Source organism: Peribacillus sp. GL_122, assembly GCF_057835005.1.
Genome location: NZ_CM174415.1, coordinates 4588616 through 4612094, shown reverse-complemented (window position 1 = coordinate 4612094; position 23479 = coordinate 4588616). Strand labels below are relative to the sequence as shown.

15 protein-coding genes and 1 pseudogene are annotated in these 23479 nt (G+C 35.8%); 15 read left to right on the top strand and 1 reads right to left on the bottom strand.

Features of this window, described 5'->3' with window-relative positions; translation table 11 throughout:
• The first annotated feature begins 133 nt into the window (after nucleotides 1-133).
• The 14 genes and pseudogenes from AC3ISB_RS22285 (at nucleotide 134) to dcm (ending at nucleotide 20303) form a co-directional block, all read left to right on the top strand.
• Nucleotides 134-883: a methionine ABC transporter ATP-binding protein gene (locus AC3ISB_RS22285; RefSeq protein WP_489274374.1), complete on the top strand. Its 750-nt coding sequence runs from the start codon at nucleotides 134-136 to the stop codon at nucleotides 881-883.
• On the top strand, nucleotides 876-1538 hold the full coding sequence (locus AC3ISB_RS22280; protein ID WP_063235218.1) for a methionine ABC transporter permease: 663 nt from the start codon (nucleotides 876-878) through the stop codon (nucleotides 1536-1538). The genes AC3ISB_RS22285 and AC3ISB_RS22280 overlap by 8 nt, the downstream gene beginning before the upstream one ends.
• Before the next feature lie 18 nt (nucleotides 1539-1556).
• Nucleotides 1557-2384, top strand: coding sequence for a MetQ/NlpA family ABC transporter substrate-binding protein (locus AC3ISB_RS22275; protein WP_339200749.1), 828 nt, complete (start codon nucleotides 1557-1559; stop codon nucleotides 2382-2384).
• A gap of 335 nt (nucleotides 2385-2719) precedes the next feature.
• Nucleotides 2720-4450, top strand: coding sequence for a T7SS effector LXG polymorphic toxin (locus AC3ISB_RS22270; RefSeq protein ID WP_489274371.1), 1731 nt, complete (start codon nucleotides 2720-2722; stop codon nucleotides 4448-4450).
• Between the two features lie 21 nt (nucleotides 4451-4471).
• Entirely contained in the window at nucleotides 4472-4807 is a 336-nt protein-coding gene (locus AC3ISB_RS22265) for a tRNA-Val4 (RefSeq protein WP_489274369.1), read from the top strand.
• A gap of 177 nt (nucleotides 4808-4984) precedes the next feature.
• On the top strand, nucleotides 4985-5434 hold the full coding sequence (locus AC3ISB_RS22260) for an SMI1/KNR4 family protein (RefSeq protein ID WP_489274367.1): 450 nt from the start codon (nucleotides 4985-4987) through the stop codon (nucleotides 5432-5434).
• 149 nt (nucleotides 5435-5583) lie between these two features.
• Complete coding sequence (locus AC3ISB_RS22255) at nucleotides 5584-6138, top strand: hypothetical protein (protein WP_489274365.1); 555 nt, start codon at nucleotides 5584-5586, stop codon at nucleotides 6136-6138.
• Nucleotides 6139-6507: 369 nt separating this feature from the next.
• Entirely contained in the window at nucleotides 6508-7125 is a 618-nt protein-coding gene (locus AC3ISB_RS22250; protein WP_489274363.1) for a hypothetical protein, read from the top strand.
• Nucleotides 7126-8500: 1375 nt separating this feature from the next.
• A pseudogene (locus AC3ISB_RS22245) lies at nucleotides 8501-8721 on the top strand (excalibur calcium-binding domain-containing protein); the annotation flags it as partial.
• A 125-nt stretch (nucleotides 8722-8846) separates the two neighbouring features.
• Nucleotides 8847-9497, top strand: coding sequence for a BglII/BstYI family type II restriction endonuclease (locus AC3ISB_RS22240; protein ID WP_489274361.1), 651 nt, complete (start codon nucleotides 8847-8849; stop codon nucleotides 9495-9497).
• A gap of 362 nt (nucleotides 9498-9859) precedes the next feature.
• Entirely contained in the window at nucleotides 9860-12193 is a 2334-nt protein-coding gene (dptF, locus tag AC3ISB_RS22235) for a DNA phosphorothioation-dependent restriction protein DptF (RefSeq protein WP_489274359.1), read from the top strand.
• Nucleotides 12194-12196: 3 nt separating this feature from the next.
• A complete protein-coding gene (gene dptG / locus AC3ISB_RS22230) occupies nucleotides 12197-13582 on the top strand; it encodes a DNA phosphorothioation-dependent restriction protein DptG (RefSeq protein WP_489274357.1) in 1386 nt (461 codons plus the stop codon).
• Nucleotides 13563-18695 carry a DNA phosphorothioation-dependent restriction protein DptH gene (gene dptH / locus AC3ISB_RS22225; RefSeq protein ID WP_489274355.1) on the top strand — a complete coding sequence of 1711 codons (5133 nt, stop codon included), beginning with the start codon at nucleotides 13563-13565 and terminating at the stop codon, nucleotides 18693-18695. The genes dptG and dptH overlap by 20 nt, the downstream gene beginning before the upstream one ends.
• A 354-nt stretch (nucleotides 18696-19049) precedes the next feature.
• Entirely contained in the window at nucleotides 19050-20303 is a 1254-nt protein-coding gene (gene dcm / locus AC3ISB_RS22220; protein ID WP_489274353.1) for a DNA (cytosine-5-)-methyltransferase, read from the top strand.
• Between the two features lie 120 nt (nucleotides 20304-20423).
• Here the strand turns inward: dcm and AC3ISB_RS22215 are convergent, their stop codons facing one another.
• Nucleotides 20424-20780, bottom strand: coding sequence for a very short patch repair endonuclease (locus tag AC3ISB_RS22215; RefSeq protein ID WP_489274351.1), 357 nt, complete (start codon nucleotides 20778-20780; stop codon nucleotides 20424-20426).
• A gap of 203 nt (nucleotides 20781-20983) precedes the next feature.
• On the opposite strand from AC3ISB_RS22215, the gene AC3ISB_RS22210 reads away from it, so the two are divergent.
• Nucleotides 20984-23479 (top strand): UvrD-helicase domain-containing protein, encoded by a 2496-nt coding sequence (locus AC3ISB_RS22210; RefSeq protein ID WP_489274349.1) that lies wholly within the window; start codon nucleotides 20984-20986, stop codon nucleotides 23477-23479.

The following is a 23479-nucleotide window of genomic DNA, read 5'->3' as shown; positions in this document are numbered from 1 at the left end:
CTTTAACTGTTAATTTGTGTCTTTGCATTAGGTCCTCATTAGTTGATAAAATGATTTATCAGCTGTGTTTCTTTGATGAAACTATAATGAGGAGCGGTATGCTTATCTTTCAACAAATAGAAAGTGGGATTTTATGATTAACCTGGATCAAGTGAGTAAAAAATTTTCACAGTTTCAGGCCATTAAGTCTGTTACTTTAACAATACCTAAGGGTGAAATTCATGGAATAATCGGAGCAAGTGGAGCAGGGAAATCAACGTTGCTGCGGTTAATGAATTTGTTGGAGACCCCAGATGCGGGCGAAGTGGAGGTAAACGGCCAAAGATTGACAAAACTGAACAATAAAGCACTTCGAGGGGCACGGAAGTCGATTGGCATGATCTTTCAGCATTTTAATCTTGTGGCAAATAAAACGGTTTATGACAATGTGGCGGCCTCTTTAGAACTGGCAAATTACCCAAAGAAAGAACGTCGGAACCGTGTTGTAGAGTGTCTTCAATTTGTCGGATTGGAGGGTGAGATGGAGAGATATCCTGCACAATTAAGCGGGGGACAAAAGCAACGTGTTGCCATTGCAAGGGCATTGGCAAATAACCCGCAAGTGTTATTATGCGATGAACCGACTTCCTCCCTTGATCCAAGTACAACGGCTGAAATATTAGACGTGCTAGAGGACATAAACAAACGCTTCGGTGTGACGATTGTCATTGTTAGTCATGAGCTGGATGTCATTAAAAGTATATGCAATCGTGTATCGATTATGGCAGATGGAGAGATTTATGACACGGTCTTAATCGAACCAACTGGGATTCAAAAAAGGGATAATCGTCCAGAATACTTTATCGAACAATTAGCAGAGAATGGTGGGCGAGGCCATGCCTGAGATTTTAGTTCAATATGAGGCAGAAATTTGGCAGTCAATTGGAGAAACCATTACCATGGTTGGTGTGTCCATTTTAGCTGCGATTTTGATTGGATTGCCTGTCGGGACCTTGCTATTTCTTTGTAGGAAGGGTCATTTGCTTGAAAATCCGTGGGCTTTCTCGATTTTAAATTTACTTGTGAATATTATCCGTTCATTCCCATTTTTGTTATTGGTTGTTTTTTTAATCCCGTTTACAAGGCTCATAATCGGCACAGCCATTGGTACAGCATCTGCTTGTGTTCCATTAGCGATCATTGCCATTGCCCATTATTCGCGATTGGTCGAGCAATCTTTATTGGACGTGCCAAAGGGAGTGATCGAGGCAGCCATATCTATGGGGGCTTCTGTAAAGGATGTCATATTTAAATTTCTTTACGTGGAGGCTCGTTCAGGACTTGTCCTCGGACTAACAACATCGATTATCAGCTTTATTTCCTATTCAACGATCATGGGAGTGGTCGGAGGCGGCGGTATCGGTGACTTTGCCATCCGGTATGGCTATCAGCAGTTTAAAACAGAACTAATGATTTATATGATTATCATTATGATTATTCTAGTACAGCTTATCCAATTTATTGGAACAGCTGTAGCCAGAATGATTGATAAAAGATAAATAATGGAGGGAAACATCATGAAAAAAATACTCTTTCTCATGACAGCAATCATGTTGCTTTTAGTAGGATGTGGAAAGGCGAATGAAGTAAAAGAGAAAGAAAATGCGCAGAATCAAGAGAAGGAAGAGGTAACATTGAAAGTGGCATCACTCATTCCCCCAATGACGGAAATTCTTGAGCTTGTTAAACCAAAGCTAGCAAAGGAGGGCATTAACCTGGAAATGGTTGTATTAGGTGATAATGTGCAGCCTAACACCGCACTAGCCGCAGGAGAAGTGGATGTGAACTTCTTCCAACACGTTCCATATATGGAGGAATTCAATCGAAACAAAAATGCCGAGCTTGTACCAGTGAAACCCATTTATTTTGCTAATTATGGTGTGTATTCCAAAGAATACGATTCAATGGATCAATTGCCAGAGGGTGCCGTTATTGCCATTGCAAATGATGTGTCGAATATTGATCGTTCATTGGCATTGCTAGCACAGCATAAAGTTATTACTTTAAAGGAAAAAAAGGGTCCATACTATACAATGTCTGATATTACTGAGAACCCTAAAAACTATAAGTTTAAAGAAGTGGATTTATTAATGCTAGCGAGAACGTATGATGAAGCAGATGCGATAGTAATAACACCCGCTTACGCAGCACCGCTTGGTTTGACACCAAAAAATGACGCTCTTCTCACAGAAGGTGTTGAAAATGACTTTGCGATTACATTAGTGGCACGCAAGGATAACGTGGATTCTGAGCCAGTCCAAAAGCTGGCAAAGGCTATGACAAGCCCAGAGGTACGCAAATTTTTAGAAGAGAAATATAGTGAAACGGCCATCCCGGCATTTTGATTTTGATACAAAGAAAGGGCTATTCCTTCAACAGGAATAGCCCTTATTTACGTATTAGTTTAAAATACTGTCCAGCTTGCCAATTTTTTGGCTCCTGGACAGACTATTTTTGTTCAATATTACAAAGCTTAAAGAAATATTCTATTAGCCCATCCTCTTTATACTAATAAATATTTACTTCATTTTTAATCCGTCTAGTAAAAAGTCCCTTCAATTCTTGAATAAATATAGAAACTCTTCTAAAATATATTTAGTCCATAATTTTACAGTGAATAAAAATATTACATACAAATGAAATCTAGTTATAAGAAAAGAAGTTGAAAGGACTTTCAATAATGTCTATGATTTACGAATCTCAAACACTAGTTTCTGCCATGCAAACGCGTGTCGGACAATATAAGGATCTGAAAGAACAGCTCACTGAATTAAAAAAAGGATTTGAGAGTATCGTTCATTTGGACGATGAGCTGCAGGGGCAAGGCGCAGAGGCCATTAAAGGGTTTTACAAAGCACAGATCGATGTCGTGGATTCTTGGCTGCGTCTGATCAATCGGCATGTTGCCTTTTTAAGTGGAATTCAAGGAGATACAATCGAAGCTAACCTGAGTGAAACCGTGGTTACGGTCCCTTTTTTAGAAGAAGAGCTGGAGAACGCCAGTCGAAATTCCAAGGAAATGGTCACAGCCCAAAAAAATGATCTGAAAAAAATATTGGCTGGAATTGATGATATCATTCAGTTAGAACCTTTTTCCGATGATGCGTTCTTTGAGAATATGGAGAAAGCTGAAAGGAAACGGAACCAAACGATAGACAAAGTAAACGAGATCGATCATAAGTGGACGGCTGAATATGCTAAATCCGAAGCGGACCAAGCGGCAGTGGCGGCACTCATGGAGCAATTGAAAGTATCCAGTACAAGAGGAGGAGTAGTATCCCCTCTCTATTTTAATGCAACAGCTTATAAAAATAGTGAAGCATATAAAAACCTAGAAGTTAGGAAAAAAGAGACCGCGCAATATCTGAATGTTAAGAAAGAGGAAGCAGAGAATCGCCGGATCAAAGACTTGAAGGCGCAACTCGATCATGTAACAGATCCGGATGAGTTCCTCAAAATCGCCAAGCAGATCGGGTATGAAAACTTAGCGCCCACCCAGCAGCAATATGTTATGCAGCTAGAAGCATCCAAGCAAACGGCAGACATTACCAAAGGAATCGGCGTAGGCCTTTATGATGTAGGAAAAGACTTTGTGACGGGAGTTTGGGACTTTGTCACAGATCCCGGGGAAACGGTTGAAGGTGTAGCAAATTCGATCATGCACCCGATAAAAACCTATAAATATATTTCCAAATCCATCTCCGACTCATATGAACGGGATATGGTAAATGGCGATGCCTATTCGCGGGCTCATTGGGTATCCTATGCCCTTGGAACAGTTGTCACATCAGTAGTTGGAACAAAAGGCGCAGGAGCTGTAGCGAAGACTGGGGTAGCCACTACAAAGGCCGCTGCAGTAAAAGGCGTTACGAAGGCAAAAGAATTAGCCTCAATTCCTAATCTATTGCCTTACAATCCTAAAAACCAACTGTCGTTGGCAGGGGGAGTACCTTATAATGTGGTTAATGGTGCGGGGTTAAGAGATCAGTTAATTTCTATGGCGAAAGTGGAGTCTCAAGTCAATGGAGATGGTGGGAGAAAGTTTACTATAGATACTATGAGGCATGTTTATCATGGAGAGATTAATCGACGTGGGAAAGCTGTTGGTTATCATCACGAGAGTATGATGGGTGGTAAAATAGTTCCAGGTACAGAAAAGAAACCTGATAAAAACGGAGTTTATATGGCGAAGGTCGAGATTGATGGTGTTAAAAAAATAGCAGATTCAAGTTTCTTCCCAAAAGAGTGGAACCGTGCCGAAGTATTAAAAGCTATTAATGAGGCTTACCAATCTAAAGAACAAATCGCCTCAAATAAATATAGGGGTATTACTTCATCAGGTATTAAAGTAGAAATGTACTTGAATAAAGATGGATCAATTGCAACTGCATATCCATTATATAAAAAATAATATAAAAGGGGATCAAAACGTATGAAATATTCATATGAGTTTAAGAAAGATCCATTTGGCGATTTAGGAATAATTTTGCCGGAAGAAATTTGTCTTTTCTCAGATTTCATTGAGAATATTGCAACAGTAGACCAAGTCGATGAATATATAGAATATATCGAAAAGGTTTTAAACGGAACATATGAGGACTTTGAAATTGAATTAAATGCTACAAGTGTACTCATAAAAAAAGATGTAACAATTGTTGAGAACTTTTTTAGAATTGAAGAACCTCATGAAAATACGATAGAAACAAATCAATTTATAGAATTACTATTAGTATGGCGAGATAAAATTCCAGAAATATTCAAAGGATAAATTATGCGGACCTCGATTGATAAAGTCAGTCGAGGATTTTTTATAACTTATATAGAGTTGTAAAGTTGCCCGAAAGGAATGAAAGAAACAGTATAAATATCATCATCTCAAGGATTTCAAAGTATTAGAGGTGGAGAGCCTTGCAATACGATATCTAAGATTAGAAGGGTGATTTGGTTGAATTATTCTAAGTTACAGGAATTTATAAAGGAATATGGTCAAGGTGATGATTTTACTGGTGGAGTAAGTGAAAACAAAGTAAAAGAAACTGAACAAAAATTACAGGTCTCATTACCGGAAAGTTACAAGTGGTTTTTAACTACCTATGGTTCTGGTGGGTCATTTGGTGTTGATATTTTAGGAGTGGCTAAGTCAAATATAGCTCCTGTTGTTGTTAACACGAAGAGTTTTAGAGATTTAGGATTGGATAAGGAATTAGTAGTCATTGAAAGTGCTGGAGAGTATGTTTATTGTTTATATACAAGCAAAATGGAGAATAATGAGTGCCCAGTAATAGCGTGGAATAGACTAGGGGGACTTGATGACTGCAATACAGCAAAGAACTTTTATGAGTTTTTATCACAAAGGTTATTGAATGCAAAAGAAGCATGGGAAGAAGATTTTTAAAATGGATAACTAGAAGTAATTTAGAAATGGGATCTCGTCATCCAATGGGATATGTTTTTTAGGTTTATGTGAAACTTAATTGGGAAGATAAAATGTATTGGGAAACGCTGGTAGTCGTCTGAAATGTGCATAAAAGGATGTGGTTATAAATGAATAATGATATACCTCTTAAATCAGAAACCCCAATATTAGGAACAGACCATACTATTTTAGATTTCTGGCAATGGGGATTTTCAAAAATATTAACAAACAACCTAAGGGGAATTTTTGCTGAGTTTTTAATTGGAACTGCTCTTGGCTGTTTAAATCCATTACGAGTTGAATGGGACGCATTTGATTTAGTTTATAAAGACATGAAAATTGAGGTAAAATCTTCTGCGTATATCCAAGCATGGCATAAAGAAAAATATTCAAACATCAGTTTTAGTATTGGGGCAAAAAAAGAATATGATTATGAAACAAATAAATATAGCCCGACTGTAAAACGGAATGCAGATATATATGTCTTTTGTTTACTAAAAGAGAAAAACTTAGAATTAATTGAACCATTAAATATGACACAATGGGAATTTTATGTTGCATTAACTAAAGACTTAGATATACATTTTCCCCAGCAAAAAACAATATCTTTAAATTCACTCAAAAAAATAACTCAACCAAGTACATATGAAGAATTAAAAAAGACAATAGATGGTCTATTGTAGGGGTAGTTACATTTATAGGGAACCGGTAGGTAAATGAAGCTGGAAATAAGGTAATGCACAAGGTCTTAAAGTAAACGTAGCGGACGAACCAAAAGCAGCCATTGAAAAAGTAATGCTAGAATAAGTCACGGTGATAAGTCATTACCTAGCGGTAAATCGATATTCTTAATTTTAAAAGAAGAAGAAAGAAGCCTTCCTTCTTCTTTTTATTTATATCTAATTTACCCTATTTAAGGTTAAGGTGAACCTTATCATAAGTATAATGAGAAAAGCTTTATCTTTATCAAAACACATTTAAATATATCGTTATTTTCTGATAGTTATAATAATATGAAATTAGAAAACAACTATTACAAAAGTGGAGGAAATATGGAAATAATACTTGTAATTTTATTTATACTTATATTATTAGTAGCTCTATATTTTATAGATGCCCAAAAAAATTATGAAGATTTTCCTTATTTTGTGTATCCTGATGGAAATGATAAGGTTTTTTTTGTATTTAAATATTACATATGGGAATTAAATAAAAAAGAACAGCTAAAAAAGATTTTTAACCAGTCTAGCATAGTTGAAGTTGAAGGCTTTAATTACCAAATTACACATGGTGGTTTTATATACAATTCATCGAATGATGTATTTTTTGAAAAAGAAATTAGATATTATGGAAAGCCATTATTAGCTCAATCAACCGTTAATTACAATAACGTGATTATTAACCAATATGGTAATGGACGTATTAGTCTAGATTACAGCACCAATGTGATTAACAATGAGATAATTGAGATTGAAAACTATCTATCCGAAGATCATATTGTTAACATTGAAGATATAGAAGCAATAGAACTTTTTTTAGAAAAGGTTAAAAGTAACCAAATTATTGAAAAAGAAGAATTGAGTATGATATATAAACTGTTTATGAAATATGAACCGTTAGCTAGTTTCGGTTTAAATTTAATAGGTGCTATTCAAAACTTTATTAAGTAAAAGCCCAAGTAGTTAAATGCAAAATATTAAAACCGTACCTAAAAACATCATCCATAGGGGATGGTAAACAAAAAAGCATTTCTCATTAAAGAAGCGGAAATTAATTTCTTTAAAGAAAAACTAGTAATTGAAGTAAAGAATGACAAATATGAAATGGAATGAGGCAGTTGACTTGTAATCTTATTTAATTGGAAAGTTCTATGCTATCATTATCTATGCATTGATCTATGTTTATTACATTACATTAAATTTATATAAATCTAAAATTTTCTATCTAAAACCACAGTCAGGAGCTAGTTATGATCATCGAGAAAAAACTAATCGTTAAATAGGATAAGGGGAATTAATGACTTAATTTCTTCAATAAATGAGTGTGAAAAATTTTATTTCAGCGTATCTTTTATTAATTATTGTGGTGTTCAGCTTTTGTTGGATACTTTTTAGGAAGCGGAAAAATTGGGAGTAAAGGGGATGATTATTACTTTTACTTCTTTGAATTTAACTGAAGCAAAGGCTCTAAAGAAAATAAATGAGTTCAGTAATATCCATTTGAAGATATTTGAAACAGATAAGGCGATTAGTTTTCATACGAAAGCCTATATTATCGAATTTAAGGATAGTTATAACGTGATTATTGGTTTCTAAAACTACCCTTAAGAGTAATAGTGTTTGGAATGTTGAGATTATTGCTAAAGAGGAAGCTTAATTTCTTAAAGCTTAAACACGAACTTATCTGGATCAGTAAGTAAAAATCTAATCGAAAAAAAACTGCCAATCCTAGCAACAAGTGGAACAAAGGTAGAAGAAGTGCTAAATCACCACATCCTAGCAAAAATGAAACAAACCATTTAGAAATGGCTACAGCCATATTCCTAGTGACGGTGCAGTAGCTATTACAGGTGAAGAAATCCATGTTATAGGCGGTATTAAATTGTTTTTGGCTAGCCCCTATTAAAAGGTGCATTTAATAAAAAATCTTTAAAAAGCATCATTTCACTTGAAATGATGCTTTTTAAAGATTAATTGATTTGAAATCTGGCTGACCTCGCCAATTAGAAATGTTACTAAAACTTGAATTCAAGTTTCGTTTATCATCCACTTTAGGTACCAGTTACTTAACTATACTCCCGATAACTTTGTTTTTTAATTCCTTAAGGGAAAAATTACCAGAGGATAAGTGTTTTTTTGATGATGATAAGTTATTAATTATTGAATTTAATAAGGAGTTTTATTAATGGAAATGTTGTTATTGTCAAAATCGAAATGATACATTATGATTAGTAAAAAGTTAATTTTTAGGGAAGATATTACATATTTTGGAGCGTACATATAAATTAGGACTAGTTTTGGTTCTCTCGCTAGAAGCCGATGCCAAAAAAAGGTGAAGACATATAAAAATTGTACGGCATTGGATAAAGGAGGCGTAGCTCGTTTATATTCCGTTATAAATAAAGAAGGAAAAATGAAATACAAGCCTCTCGTATCAAAGGTACTATATGATGCCAATAAAAAAGCGACCGTGATAAAGACTTGATCGCCTGTGAAAAAAAATATTTTTGCACGTCTTTAAATGAAAGTTCAAAATGTGTAATTTAGACAATAAGAAATGAAAAGATAAATCCTTTAATTCAGTTTATGGTAAAAGGTTAATCATCAAATTTTGGATTGAGTGTTAAAAGATAAATAAACTGATGAAAATATATGGAAATAGGAGAAGAAAAATGAAACTGAAAATTCATTCCCATAATTTTGCTGAGAATATTCTAGCTCAAGAGCCATTTAAACAAACATATGATGAGCTATTGAATATTTGCAAACAAGCCCCAATTCCTATATATAAAAATAAATCCTCGAATCAAAAGAAACTGGATGTAATTCAACAAATTATAGATTCATATTTAAATATAAGACTAAAATTCGATGGCTGGAACCATGATGAGCATTTTCCTGTAAATGATAAGGAATATATAACGATTGATTATAAAAAAAATGTTTCAACCGAGGAACAAGACTACAATATTCATCTTGAAGTTGAATTTGGAAACGTAGCGAGTACATATAGGAACTATTTTAAACTCCAGTTTTTAAATTATAAAAAAAGTAATAATATTGGTGTGTTAATATTACCTACGGAAAGTTTATCAAAGCGCATAGACAGTGGAATAGCAACATACGAAAAAACTGTGGGTGAACTGGAATCGGCTAACGGTATATTTAATTTCCCAATTTTAGTGATAGGGTTAGACTATAATGAAGAAGATGAACTACCACTGAATACAGGTGAGCTCACATTGAAAGAACTCCAAAGCAAATCCAATATTAAGCATGAAATGTTTGTTAGGGATTTTATAAAGAACTTAAAGCATGAATAATTAATGGATGAGGTCATGCTAAATAAATAGTAGTAAATGATGGCAGCTGACCTTTGGTTGGTTGCTTTTTTTGTCTTAATCAAAAATTGGGTAAATATTAAAGGATTTATTCTTGAATAATTCATATGGAATTCGTATGACATATTAAAATGATTGTACAACAAACTTAAACTTTGGAAAACAAATGGATTATTACTCTAGGACCATTGTAAACCGTTTGCTATAATTAAACATGAAACTATAAGTATATAGTTTCATGTTTAATTTTTTCAAGGTAGAAAATGATCAGTGTTCATTTTTTTGAATATATATTTTTATAGGCTTTTAAAAAAATCTAAAGACATACTGAGGTGTTTTAGTAATTGCAGAATAATAATTTTGGATTTTTAGAGGGGAAGTTTCCGAAATTAGCGGAAATTGGTCGGCAGATTGAAGATGTCTTTTATAATGATCCACAAACGGTTTTAATAAAAGGAAGAATATTTTCTGAAGAGCTATTGAAGGAAATTGCTAAGCAACATGAAGAGCTTGAAAATATAAGCTACTTAAAATTGGTGGAACGGATCCAGCTTCTAGAGAAAGAGGAGATTTTAACAAAGGATATTGCAAGATCTTTCGATACAATCCGTTATTTAGGGAATAAAGGAACACATGAATTCATTGATAATGATTTGGAAAATGCCTTCAAGATGCATAAACGGTTGTTTGAAGTATCAGTTTGGTTCATGGAACTTTATGGGGATTATTCATTTGTTGCACAAAAATATAAATATCCTCAACCGAAAAGTGATTTAAATATATTTAGTGAACTTGAGGAAAAGACCTCAAGCTTAGAGAAAAAATTGGAATTGATATTGACAGCATCCAAAGCGGCTGCTGCGACAGTTGAAACTGAGAGCGAAGTTCCTGTAAATCGGGAAAGTGCGCCACAGCCTAATCTCGTATATGAAAAAGAAATAAGTGACCAATTTGAATTCACGCTTAAAGAAGGAGATAGTTATTTACTTAAAGAGCTATCGAAACTAAAGGAATCTTCGCAAGAGGCAATCGAGAATTCAAATCAATTTAGTGGTTTTAAAGAATATTTACATGTAAAAAGGTCTATTCAAGATGATTTGGAGCAGGCATTGAATAGGTCGGTAAGTAGGAATCAGGCTCAGTTGATTTTCTTGTGTGGAAGTGTTGGTGATGGAAAATCACATTTGCTGGCATATTTGAAAAATAAGTATCCTGACTTGGTAAATCAGTTCAGAATTCATAACGATGCCACCGAGAGTTTCGATCCGCAAAAGAGTTCTTTGGATACATTGGCTGAAATTTTGAAGCCTTTCAGTGATGAAAAAATTAAAGGTGCTCAAGATAAGTTGATTTTGGCCATTAATTTGGGAGTCCTGAATAACTTCATGGAATCAACTTATGCGTTGGAAAACTTCCAAATATTATCTGAATTCATTAAAGCGGCCAATGTCTTTGAAACTTCAACCATTACGGAAAACAAAGAGAATGACAATTTTCATTTAATTAGTTTTAGCGATTATCAACCCTTTGAATTAACGGCAAGTGGATCTGTTTCGGAATATTATTCAACCATATTAGAGCGTTTAGTGAATAACACGGATGAAAATCCTTTCTACCGCGCGTACTTGAGGGATAAGGATAGTATCAAGGGTTTCTTTATCACTAACTATGAATTACTGATGTTGCCGGAAATCAGGGAAGGAATAGTGGATTTGCTGATTCAGGCTATCATCAAACATAAAATGATTATTTCAACACGATCTTTACTCAATTTCATTCATGATATCATGGTGCCGGCTAATCAGGAAGTGGATTATATCAATTCTGATGCTGTTCAAAAGACTGAAGGTTTACTACCTTACCTTCTATTCGAAGGAAGGGAACGCTCCCATTTGCTGTCGGTGATATCAGCATTGGACCCAATTCATAAGCGTACGGATGTAGTCGATCAAATACTGATTGAATTGAATAATTCATTGGATATTAAAGAAACCTTTCAAAAGTATATTGACCTATCTACCCTTGGAGATTGGACAAAGGAAATAGATAGAGTTGGAGCATTCCATGATTTAACGGAAGCCTCTCGCCATCTGTATAATAAGGCGTTAATCCGCTTGGCCTATTTTTTAGCCAATGAAGTGAAGGAAGTCTTTGTAGATAGCGAATACAAAGAATATCTTTCATATTTATATCATTTTAATATAGGGGATAGGAATGGTTTGAGGAGGATAACTAATTTATTGAAAGAATCCATTTTCCTTTGGAACGGTACACCAAAGAATGATTATGTATATATCGATAAATCGAATGAAAATATTCAAGTGGCACAATCATTAATGATCAAGCCTTATTTTGGACACTTGGAAAGTAGTGGCGATGGTGTATTAAATAGGTTTCATTTGACGATTCGTTTAGCTTTTGGTGATGAATCAAAGAGAAATCCTTTCTTTATGGAGATTGATTATCCTTTATATGAAATGCTGGTTAAGTTGTCTAAAGGATACCGTCCCAATAAGAAAGATAAAGAAGATTGCATTCAATTTGTTGAATTTATAGATAAAATCATGCAGCACGGTAATAGGGAAAAGGAGTTATTATTCGTAAACCTTCAATCCAATAAAGCGTTTAAATTGATTTATGATGATGACTACGAAGAATTTACGTTCAGAAGGGATTAAGTGATGGTTGAGCAGAAAAATTTACAAGAATTAAGAGATTCCTTATCTATCAAGCCTAATAATGCAGGACTTAAACATACAATCAATCGTAAGAGCACTTTTTTACCATTTACCACAAGAGGTACGGAGCGACCTAAATTCCGCAAGGGATTTGAAGGCGTTTTAGGTGAGTTTACCCGTAATATTTCATCAAATAATTTGAAGGAAAAGTTGAATCTTGAGGATTTAATTAAAAATATCAGCAAGGTAGTCGATGTTTCAGAAGAAGATAAACCATTCTTTGAACAAATACTTCGCCTGTTTTTACAAGATAAAAAGGGGAATATAAAAGTGTTCCATCCACACGTTTTTCAATACTTGCCCTTTAATGAGGGGCCGGAAATGAAAGGGGAACAGGAGATAGCGAAATTTTTGTCCGATGTATTGATTGAAGCGGATAAGGAATTCGGGAAAATGTTTGAAAAGAATTCATCCGATGATTTAGTGGCGAAATTAGTATTGCATCAACTTGTCGGGGTGGAGAAGACAGATGCTAAAATTAAGTATTCAAGCAAACTTCCATACATTTCGAAGATGTTTAAAGAGGATTTCTTGTTCTTGGTGCAACATGAGGATTACTTTAAAAGTCATTATGAAATATTCTTAAGCTATTATTACTTTTTGTATATCACCCAATTGACTTTAAAGGTTTCTCAAAAAGGAAAAGGAAAACTCGATTCAAACAATGAAGTTTTTTACACTTTGGATTGGGAAGCAACGAGTAAAAATCGCAAAAGCTATGGTTATGGTTATCAGATGATCAAGGAAGCCGCACGTACTCTATTAATTGATATCAATAGTTTAGAGCATTTGAACTTCCTGATGGGCACTGATGATTCCCAGAGTTATTCTGAACTGCAGCTGACATATGAACAGTTGCCTTCGGAAGAAAAAGAGGTGCTATTGGGCCTGCTTAGTCAATGGATAGTGGAGTATCGTTTTCATCTAGCTCTACCCGAACAAAACTTACCTGAGAATTTAACATATGAAGATTTGGTTGCAAAGTTATATTCAAGCATTGAAGAGGCATACGAAAAGCCGACGATGCAAGGTCCACGAAATCGGTATAATTTGTCAATTGAAGAAATCGGAAAAAAGTTCTTCCTGAAAACAAGGGGTTCATTAGGTTACATGTTGAATGTTAGCCAGGATTTATTATTGTTGTTAACTGCACTAAGTTTAAAAAAAGAACGAAAGTCATTAAAACAGGTTTTCCTGGATTTGGAACTCCGAGGCATATTTTTAGATAGATATTCTCGAGAAGAAATCGTTAAATTATATGATAAATTGAATTTGTTAGACAAAAAGAGTGATAGTGGGGATGCCCAATATGTTAAACCAATTTTATAAATACCTATCAGAGAAATTAATCAATTATTTTAATCAAGTCACTTTACAAGGTGGAGAACGCTTTTATCTGCAATTTGATAATGAGGAACAAGTTAATGCGTTTTACGAATTCTTGGAATCTGATGAAACATCAAGTATTTTTAGATATCAGCATCATCAAGGCTCTCCGTATACAACTTTTTCGCTTCAATCCGGAAGAGTAAAGATTGTCGTTGCGGCAACTTCCGAAAATGTGACCCCCGATTTCTTGGTAACACTTCGTAATCAAGTGGGGGAACAGAAGGGAATTTGGTCAGGGACGGCATTACTGAGCATTTGTCATGAAACACTTGACAGTATAAGGGGTGGAAGTAGTGACTTACAAAAAGAGGGGATGCCTTTCAATGTAAAGTCAATATTAAGGACTTTGAAAGAAGAGATTGAAAAAAATAAGTCCCTTGCATCCGATCAAAAAGAATTATTGAAATTTCACCTTAACAAAAAATTGGAAGAATCTTTTATTCAATCATCATTATGGGATTATGAAGAGATACTAGGCTTCCTATCACAAGGACAGATAAAAAAAGAAGACTATTCCCATTTAGGACTTTTTTATGACGGGAAATTGGACCAGTATCCTCAAAGCCAAATGAAAAAAAGATTAGAAGAAAACTATTCTTTATTCGAAAAAGTACAACATATACATGAATATGAAAACCTTCAAAACCAATTGGAAAAAATATTTGACGATAAAGGTGTCCAAGCCTTGCGTAAAGAAAGTTGGAATGAACTGGACTATGGATTTGTGAAGGAATCAGCAGAAAATGTAGTAACTGGACGGACTCTTGGTTATATTGAAAAGCCGAAAAAGAAATCCAGTGAAGGATTATTCTATTGGGAGAAGCCTCATAAAGATACCAAAGTTGGCCAAAGAAAGCGGCATTTGATTGTTTTCAATACAACAAAAGAAAGTGAAGTAAACCTTACCTTTGAATTTGATGAGTGGCTAAAAAAAGAATTCATTCATAAAAAATCCGAAAACTTGTGTACCGTATCAGGAAAAAAGCTAGTGATGTCTTTATCTCATGAACCTAATAGTACCTCTTTCCACCAAGTCGTCTATACACATAACAATCAATCGAAATCCAAGTATGATTTCAATGTTGCCATTGTTGAATGCGACCAGGATTTCTTTGGGGAAATTAAAACGTTATATGAAGTCAATAGTAAAACCAAAAAGATTATTTTAAATAAAAAAGACGAAATGATTACCTTTGGCGATAAAAATTTTGGTGTGAAGGAAATATTCGTTGAAGAAGAAAACCAAGTCATCATGGAATCGAATCAAGGGATTGAAATTTCAAATGCCTCTTCGGCTTGGAATGATGATAACTTACATTTCCAAATACAAAAAAATGGAGCCCTTATTCCATTTAATATAAAGGAAGAAATCTCTAGGGTAACTCCTATTACGGGAAGCAGAATATGGAAACTTAAAAGGGAACAGTTAGAGGATTTCCATTATGATGTCGAAAATAATAAGCTAAAACAAAACACACGTGAGTTTTCAGCACGTGAAGAAATAAAAGTATATTTATTGGATGAAAAAGAGTGGGTGGGTAAAGGACTTTTTCATGCGAAGCGAGAGGTGACTGGGCTCGAAGGTTTAAGTCTGGACTTAAACGTGGAAATTGAACAGGCTTATAACGAATTGCTAAGGTATTATAATTCGCGAAACCTATTACCTAGTCTTTCATATATGAACGAAGAGCTTTTCGATTTATCCTTTAAGTACGTAAATTCTTTCATTGAATTGATATCGGGGATTCAGGAGAATGTAATTTTGGCGGAACGATCCAAGAACTTATTTAAACTTGGAACGATCATAGAGGAAGATAAAATTTCATTTACACCTTTACACCCTTTAAATGTAGCATATCAATTGGAAATCCATAAAAGGTTGAAGAATGAGCCAATAGAATCGCATATTTTGGATAGACTGCATCCCAATAACCTGCTTCCATATATTTATGGGGAGGATAAAGAGATCTATCGCCCAATAAATCAAAAAGATGCTCCAGAATGGATGATTTATGAGCCGATGCAAAAAGTGGCAATAGGCGAATCAAATGCGTTTCTAGCTAATGTAGTGGAGGAAAAATTAAATCAATTCGTACAGCACTTCCCTTTTTTATTTTTAAAACAATCAAAATCACCCATTCAAATTAATGTAATTAACATCAGTAATGACCATGAGGTAGTTAGAGGACTCATCAATTTCATCAAAAAGCAAATTGATAAAAAAGGTGCATCTGAAATCGTTCCGATTGAAGTTGCCCTGTATGAAGATAAAGCTACCGTCAGTGCCTTCGAAAAATTTTCCATGAATGACGATGTGGAAGAATTTGAAGCGACCTTTAATGTATCATTGACTACAAAAAAATTGGATGCAGTCGATGTTTTAAGGTTAATTCGGGAAAACGTGCTCTATTATAAACCATTGAATGCAAATGAATATGGCTATGCCCATATTTCCTTTTATAAAATGATATCGAATGATTCACCAGCTAAAAATAAAATACAGGATATAGATACAGGCTTGTCATTGAAAGGGCTTCTATCATCCATATCATTCTTGGAAACGGAAAAGGATTATCGTACTGGTTTTGGATTGAAGAACGCTGAACATCAAACCAATGAACTTATCTCTATTGCCATTTGTTTGAATGAATTAGCTAGCAACCTTGATAGCGGGGGTACCAACCCTTATCGTAAGGATGAAACAATCGTTACAAGAACAGCCAATTATGATGAAGATATACTAAATCAATTATACGATACGTCATATTGGGTCACTTTTATAGAACCTAATGTCGATTTGAACTTTTTCCAAAATGCATCCCGGAACCTATTGGTAATCCATTATAGTGATCAATATTCGTCCTCCACACAATATGATGCAATCACCGTTACGGATAAATCAGCACAATATAAATTAATAATTGAGCAATATCTAGCTGGTAAGGAAATCATTACTAATCCACCTCAAATTGAAACGGCAATTCGTGGTTTTAATAGCTTAAATGGTGAGTGGCTACTCCGGATAATTGGCAGTAAAGGACACTTTTCCCGAGAAAAGTTAAGTATCATTTCAGCGATACGCTATATCCTCAGTACTTTGGATCACGAAAACATTTTTTGGGTGCCTATATCATTGGAGGAAGTATTGCGTATTGCAGGAGCAGTAAGGCTAACGAAAAGTGAAGGTGTATTTTCTGCGAAAAACCTTAATGTCAAAGGTATGCATAGTGATGATTTGCTTTTGATCGGCATTGAAACCAGAGGTGAGGATACCTTTGTGCATTATTATCCAGTAGAAGTGAAAATAGGTTTTAATCAAGAATCGACCATTGTTAAAGCAAAAGAGCAAATAAACAAAACTCAACAATTGTTTAAAACGCAATTAGCCAAATATAATGAGGATGACCAAGCATTATTTAAAAATGAATTCTTTAGGAATTTCTTCATCCAATTGTTATTGTCTAATGTTGAGAAATTGATTGATAATGATATCTGGCCCGAAAAGGATTACTCCCGAATCCATTCCCTGAAAGAAAAATTGTTGAATGATGATTATCAATTAAGTAATCATCTCCAACCGTTTATCGGAAAAGGGGCGGTGTTATCCTTTAAAAAGGAACAGACATGGAGATCTGTTAGACTGGATGATGATATTTTGGTCGTCGATTTAACTGAGGATGATGGATATTCAGGTATGATCACTGAGATTGAAACCCTTAAAACGAATATTAGAAGTGCAAAAACAGACATTAAACCAGAAAGTTTACTGTTCCATAAATATCGATTTAAATTAGAGGATAACCCTGATTCAAGGTCTGATGATATTATAGGAATACCTGGTATTGAACCACCGAAACCAGAACCAAAAACAGAACCAGAACCAGAACCAGTTATCGTGGACCCGAGTATTCCACATATTCCTGAGTTGAAGGATGTTAGGGTTCTTTTAGGAACTGTAGAAGGGTCTGCAAAAGAAGTGTACTGGGAATACGGTCATCGTGAACTAGCAAATCGCCATATTTTGATTTCAGGAAAGTCAGGGCAGGGAAAAAGTTATTTCATCCAATGCTTATTATTGGAATTATCGAGAAGCGGGATTTCCAACATCATTTTTGATTATACGGATGGATTTAAAAATTCTAAACTTGAGCCACAATTCAAAGAACAATTAAGTGGTAGTCTGGAACAATTCCTGGTTGCAAGGGATAAGTTTCCAATCAACCCTTTCAAGCGTAATCAAAAGGAACTTGACGAGGATGAATACATGGATGAGGATAACACGGACATTGCCGAGCGAATTAAAGGTGTGTTCTCGTCGGTATACAAAGATTTGGGAATCCAACAGCAAAATGCAATTTATGAAGCTGTACTTCGCGGGTTGGATAAGTATGGGGACAGCATGAATTTAGAACTGCTCTTAGTGGAACTTGGAGAGGACAATGCAGGTCCAGCCAAAACTGCACGGTCTCAAATCAAGCCACTTATAGATAAAAATCCATTCAAGAGCGATGGTGAATATAATTGGGGAGAAATTTTATCTCAAAAAGGTAAAGTGTGCATAGTTCAGCTAACTGGCTATAATCGGGATGTTCAGATGATGATAACTGAATTCATTTTGTGGGATTTATGGAATTATCAATTAAATCATGGAGATAAGACTAAACCTTTGGCTGTCATTTTAGACGAAGCCCAAAATTTGGATCACCGTGAAAAGTCCCCAAGCGCTAAAATTTTATCGGAAGGAAGAAAGTTTGGCTGGTCAGGTTGGTATGCCACTCAATCATTCAGAGGTCAATTTACCATCGATGAAATTTCCAGGTTGCAAGGTTCGAGCCAAAAAGTTTACTTTATGCCACCTGAAAATGAAATTAGTGCAATAGCCGCTAATCTTGCTCAAGATAGTCATGCAAGAAAAGAATGGGAACGCAAATTATCCACATTAAAAAAAGGGCAATGTGTCGTCTCGGGGCCTATGCTTCAGGATGATGGTACATTTAAACATAGTATGCCGATTGTCATTGATATAAGTTCATTGGATGAAAGATTGAAATGAAATACAGAAGGCTCCTGTTTTCTAGGAGCCTTTTAATATTTTTATTCTGGTTATCGTCCTGATGATGCAAGCCTTTTATATTGACTCATTTGCATGGTACCTTTTCTTTCAAATCTTTCAGTAATGCTGCGGCATTTATATTATTTCAATTTCCATATTATTGGTGTTTAAAATGGAATCTAAAATTCTTTTACTATTTCTTCTTTACACTTTAAAATGATAGAGATAGGATATATAATATTAAACTATTATATTCAGTATTAAAAAGATTTATATAAAATATTTAGGTAAATCCTTGATTCTTTAGGGGATTATCATTCATTATAGGTATAAAAGCCGAAAGGATGTTCGGTCATGATAAATGCAATTGAATTGTTTGCGGGGGTCGGGGGGTTTCGGCTTGGCCTAGAAGCTGCAAAAGGATTTGATGTGGTTTGGGGTAACCAATGGGAACCATCAAAAAAATCACAGGATGCTTTTGATTGTTATGCAAGACGGTTCGATAAAGGTGCTCACTCCAACGAAGATATTACAACAGTGGACGAAAAGATGTTTGTGAATAAAGGGATTGAATTAATTGTAGGTGGATTTCCTTGTCAAGATTATTCAGTTGCCAGGGGCCTTTCCGGAGAAAAGGGAATCCAAGGTAAGAAAGGAGTGCTCTTCTGGGAAATAATGCGGCTAGTAGGAGGAATCAGGCCAAAGTATATCTTGCTGGAAAATGTGGACAGATTATTGAAGTCCCCATCGAAACAGCGGGGAAGGGACTTTTCCATCATGCTGGCAAGCTTCAGGGATATGAATTATTCGGTTGAGTGGAGAGTCATCAATGCCGCGGAGTATGGACAAGCCCAGAAGCGACGCAGGGTCTTCATTTTTGCAATCAGGAACGATACGCCGTATGCCATAAGCAGATTTAACGAAGGTGAAGCCGCCATGCTGCATGAGCGAGGTTTCTTTGCAAATGCATTCCCAGTGAAGTTGGAAATTTCCAAAAAGCATAAGCCCGATTGTTTCATGATGGAAGAAAATCTTTTGGAAATATCGGATTCATTTTCGAAGACTTATTTGAATGCAGGGATAATGAGAAATGGCAAGATTTATACTGAACAACTGGTTCCCATAGAGGAGAAACCACGTATGTTAGGTGAAATATTACAGTCAGATGTCGATGAAAAGTATTATTTGAACGAAAATGCAATCAACAAGTTTAAAGAGTTTAAAGAGGCGAAAAAGATTGAGAGGATCGCTGCGACTGGACATAAATATACCTTCTCCGAAGGTGGGATGGCTTTCCCGGATGCTTTGGATAAGCCTGGTCGTACGATGCTGACAAGTGAAGGTACTGTGAATCGGAGTAGCCATGTGGTGAAAGACCCTGAAACGAAAAGGCTTCGCATCCTGACACCTGTTGAATGTGAACGATTGAATGGATTCCCTGATCATTGGACAGAAGGAATGTCCGAACGGATGAGGTACTTCTGTATGGGAAATGCTTTGGTTGTCGGGCTGATTGAAAGAATGGCCAAGCGAATTCTCGAAATCGAGGAAGAAGATGCGGAAGCCATTAAAGCTAATCCACAACAACTACAACTTAGTATATATTAAATTTTAAATGGTTCCTGGCTAATGGTCAGGGACCATTTTTATTCGTCTGCCACATCTTCCTTGGCCTTATCGATGAAATTGGTGATTTTTTCTATGGTATTATCAAAATCTTTCCTTATTTCATGCTCCCAGATTCGTAAGATATGCCAATTTCCATCTGTAATATTTTGTGATTTCTAAATCGCGTTCCTGGTTTCTCTCAAGCTTCTTCACCCAGAAATCAACATTGCTCTTCGGCATTTTTCCATGAAACGGGCAAAAGTGCCAAAAACACGAATCGATGAATATGACGACCTTATACTTTTTGATGGCGATGTCTGGTGTTCCCATCATCCCCCTGACATTCCTCCTGAATCTATATCCCCTGTGCCATAGTTCATGTGAAACGAATGTTTCCAGCTTCGAAACGGCTTTTATTGATGACATTATTTTACTCCGGGTTTCTTTTGTCTCTGGTAATCGTGCATGATTTGCCATTTGAAGAATCCCCTTTCAGCAAAGAAGTGTTGTCCTTTACTTTATTAGTACCAATCCTTCCGATATATAAACATCATTAATATTTATATAACTTGACTAACTTACAATTTAAGGTAAAAGAAGAAATAACCTGTATATAAAATTTGATTCATATATAATGGTATATATGCACTATTTTGGAGTTTAATTAAGGGGGGGACCCATTGGTAGATGATATAGAATATTCCTATGTTTATTATATGGACCATAAAGAGGCAGGGGAACAGAAACTTTTCCTATACAGACTTCTGAAGAGGGGAATAAAAGTATTTTTATTCACGAACGGAAAGATAGATTTTGCTGAATATTGCGAAATTGGTAAATACAAAAAGGCGAAGTTATATCAGGAGATGATCCGTATTGGGCATCCCATTCAGAAAGCAATCCAGATTAAGGATGGTCAAGGACTCGATCACCTTGATTCAATTATAGCTACCTTTCCAGATTTTAATGTGGAACAATATCGAATTGAACATGCACCCCATGAGAAAAACATAATGGCGAAAGCTGGCGCCGGCACGGGAAAAACGACAGTCATGATTGACAGAATACTCTATCTGTTATTGAAAGCGAAGGTTGACCCTGCTGAGATTGTCATGATTACTTTCACCAAGGATGCCGCACATAATATGTCTACAAGATTAAGAGAGAATCTTTTTAGGCGGTACCACCTGACCGGCCAACTGGAATTGTTAACTGTGATAGAGAATTTAAATAAGGTCCGAATACAAACTATCGATTCATTCTGTAAATCTCTTTTGAAGGAAATCGGTTCATTAAGGGGCTTCGGGTTGAATGTACGATTACGCAGTTTCAAAATGGATAAGAAGAAGTGGATTGAAGAGGAATTGGATTCCTATCTCAAGGCAGAATTGGCGAATGGAGAAGAGAGCATACAAGTTCTAATCTCTCCACTGAAAGTATATGAGTTGGTCGATACCCTTCTTAGCTTTTGGGAAAAATTCGAACAAAAAGGTTTTTCCACAGATGAAATCCTTCATGAAGTGGAGTTTGGTGAGGCGGATGGACCCCACCAGAAGATGAATGACCTGATTCAGACTGTTATCAGGAATGTGGAACGAAGGTTTGCTATCGAAAAAGAAACGTTGAATGCTGTGACTGTCAATGACCTGACAAGGCAAATCGATCAAATAAGGAATGACCACGGTATGGAGGCTTTTCAGAACTTATCCAATCCGATTTCGTACCTATTCGTGGATGAATTCCAGGATAGCGATGATGTACAAATTCGACTGATAGGCACAATTCAGGAAGCATTTTCGGCAACCTTATTTGTGGTAGGGGATGTCAAACAGTCCATTTATCGGTTCAGGGGTGCAAACCATACTGCATTCACCAGGTTGAAGGAAAAGCTCGATGAACGCGGAGTGGAAATCGATGATTCGGAATACGCGTTGACGAAAAACTACCGGACAACTAAACCTCTTCTAGGGCAAATGGGTGAATACTTTACACAATGGGGTGAAAAAGGCTTTCTGAATTATGGAATGGAAGGTGACATTCTGCAGGGAGTGAAGGACGACAATCGGGAAGAACCACTTACTATAGAACGTAGAAGAGAAGATACGAAGGAAAACATGAAAACATATATCATGCCATTTGTTAAGGAAAGGTTCAACATACTGAAAGAATCAAATAGCCAGAAACCAAGCGAGGATAAAGGGAAGATGGCTATATTGACAAGGACCATCGAAGAGGCAAGATTAATGGATAAATGGTGCAGAGAATTGGGTTTGATGGCAAAACTTGAAGTCGGAGGCGGTTTTTTCACCTCGAAACCTGTGAGACAATTTTTCTCCCTTGTCTTGGCCCTTCTATATCCGGATAACGGTAAATACTTAGCGAACCTAGTTTATGGACCATATGGACAGGCCCAACAATATATCTTGCACAAGGTCATCTCAGTAGAAGGTCATGACCAGGATGCGATTAGTGCCATTAAGGGGGCCACTAATTTCCCCTTTGAAGATTATGCTAGTCGGCTAGCTTACCAGCCTGTTCTTTCTGTTCTCAGGTCGGTCATTTTGGAGAGAAAACCTTATGATTGGGTATTTTCCAGGAAGGTAGATGAATTGAGGAATAAAGCTTCCTATGAATACACGGATGATTATATTTTTCAGGAGGCTGCTGGGTATGCGAATAATTATGAGCTTGCAATAGGTAAGCTATTTGAAATGTTGCATCAAAAATTTTCTGAAGATTTCGTATCCCTTTATCAGATAGCTTCATGGCTGCAAGTGCAGATAGCAACTAACCGTGATGAAGAAGATTTAATGATGACGGATGGAAAAGTCATGGATTACATTCATATCTTGACTGTCCATCGAGCGAAAGGACTTGAATTCGATACGGTCATTATACCGTTCACGGAAAGGCCTTTCACCACTTCTTTTAGTAATATCATTTTTGATGAAGCAAGGAAAAAGATAGGCTGGAAAATCAACAAGCCTGGGTATGGATTGAAGGAAAATATTAATTTCCAATCCATGAATATCCTTGAAGACCGAGAGTCGATTCAGGAAGAAACCAGATTGCTTTATGTTGCAATGACAAGGGCAAAGGAAGAACTGGTCATCATCAGGAATATGAAAAATGATTCCTTTAACTGGACCTGGTCGAAACTTTTAACTCAAAATTAG

Excerpts from the sequence above, each read along its gene's own strand:
- AC3ISB_RS22240 (WP_489274361.1), top strand. The coding sequence starts at position 8,847 with ATGAAACTGAAAATTCATTCCCATAATTTTGCTGAGAATATTCTAGCT.
- dptG (WP_489274357.1), top strand. The coding sequence starts at position 12,197 with ATGGTTGAGCAGAAAAATTTACAAGAATTAAGAGATTCCTTATCTATC.
- AC3ISB_RS22215 (WP_489274351.1), bottom strand. The coding sequence starts at position 20,780 with ATGGCAAATCATGCACGATTACCAGAGACAAAAGAAACCCGGAGTAAA.
- AC3ISB_RS22270 (WP_489274371.1), top strand. The coding sequence starts at position 2,720 with ATGTCTATGATTTACGAATCTCAAACACTAGTTTCTGCCATGCAAACG.
- AC3ISB_RS22265 (WP_489274369.1), top strand. The coding sequence starts at position 4,472 with ATGAAATATTCATATGAGTTTAAGAAAGATCCATTTGGCGATTTAGGA.
- AC3ISB_RS22285 (WP_489274374.1), top strand. The coding sequence starts at position 134 with ATGATTAACCTGGATCAAGTGAGTAAAAAATTTTCACAGTTTCAGGCC.
- AC3ISB_RS22250 (WP_489274363.1), top strand. The coding sequence starts at position 6,508 with ATGGAAATAATACTTGTAATTTTATTTATACTTATATTATTAGTAGCT.
- AC3ISB_RS22255 (WP_489274365.1), top strand. The coding sequence starts at position 5,584 with ATGAATAATGATATACCTCTTAAATCAGAAACCCCAATATTAGGAACA.
- AC3ISB_RS22275 (WP_339200749.1), top strand. The coding sequence starts at position 1,557 with ATGAAAAAAATACTCTTTCTCATGACAGCAATCATGTTGCTTTTAGTA.
- dptH (WP_489274355.1), top strand. The coding sequence starts at position 13,563 with ATGTTAAACCAATTTTATAAATACCTATCAGAGAAATTAATCAATTAT.
- AC3ISB_RS22280 (WP_063235218.1), top strand. The coding sequence starts at position 876 with ATGCCTGAGATTTTAGTTCAATATGAGGCAGAAATTTGGCAGTCAATT.
- dcm (WP_489274353.1), top strand. The coding sequence starts at position 19,050 with ATGATAAATGCAATTGAATTGTTTGCGGGGGTCGGGGGGTTTCGGCTT.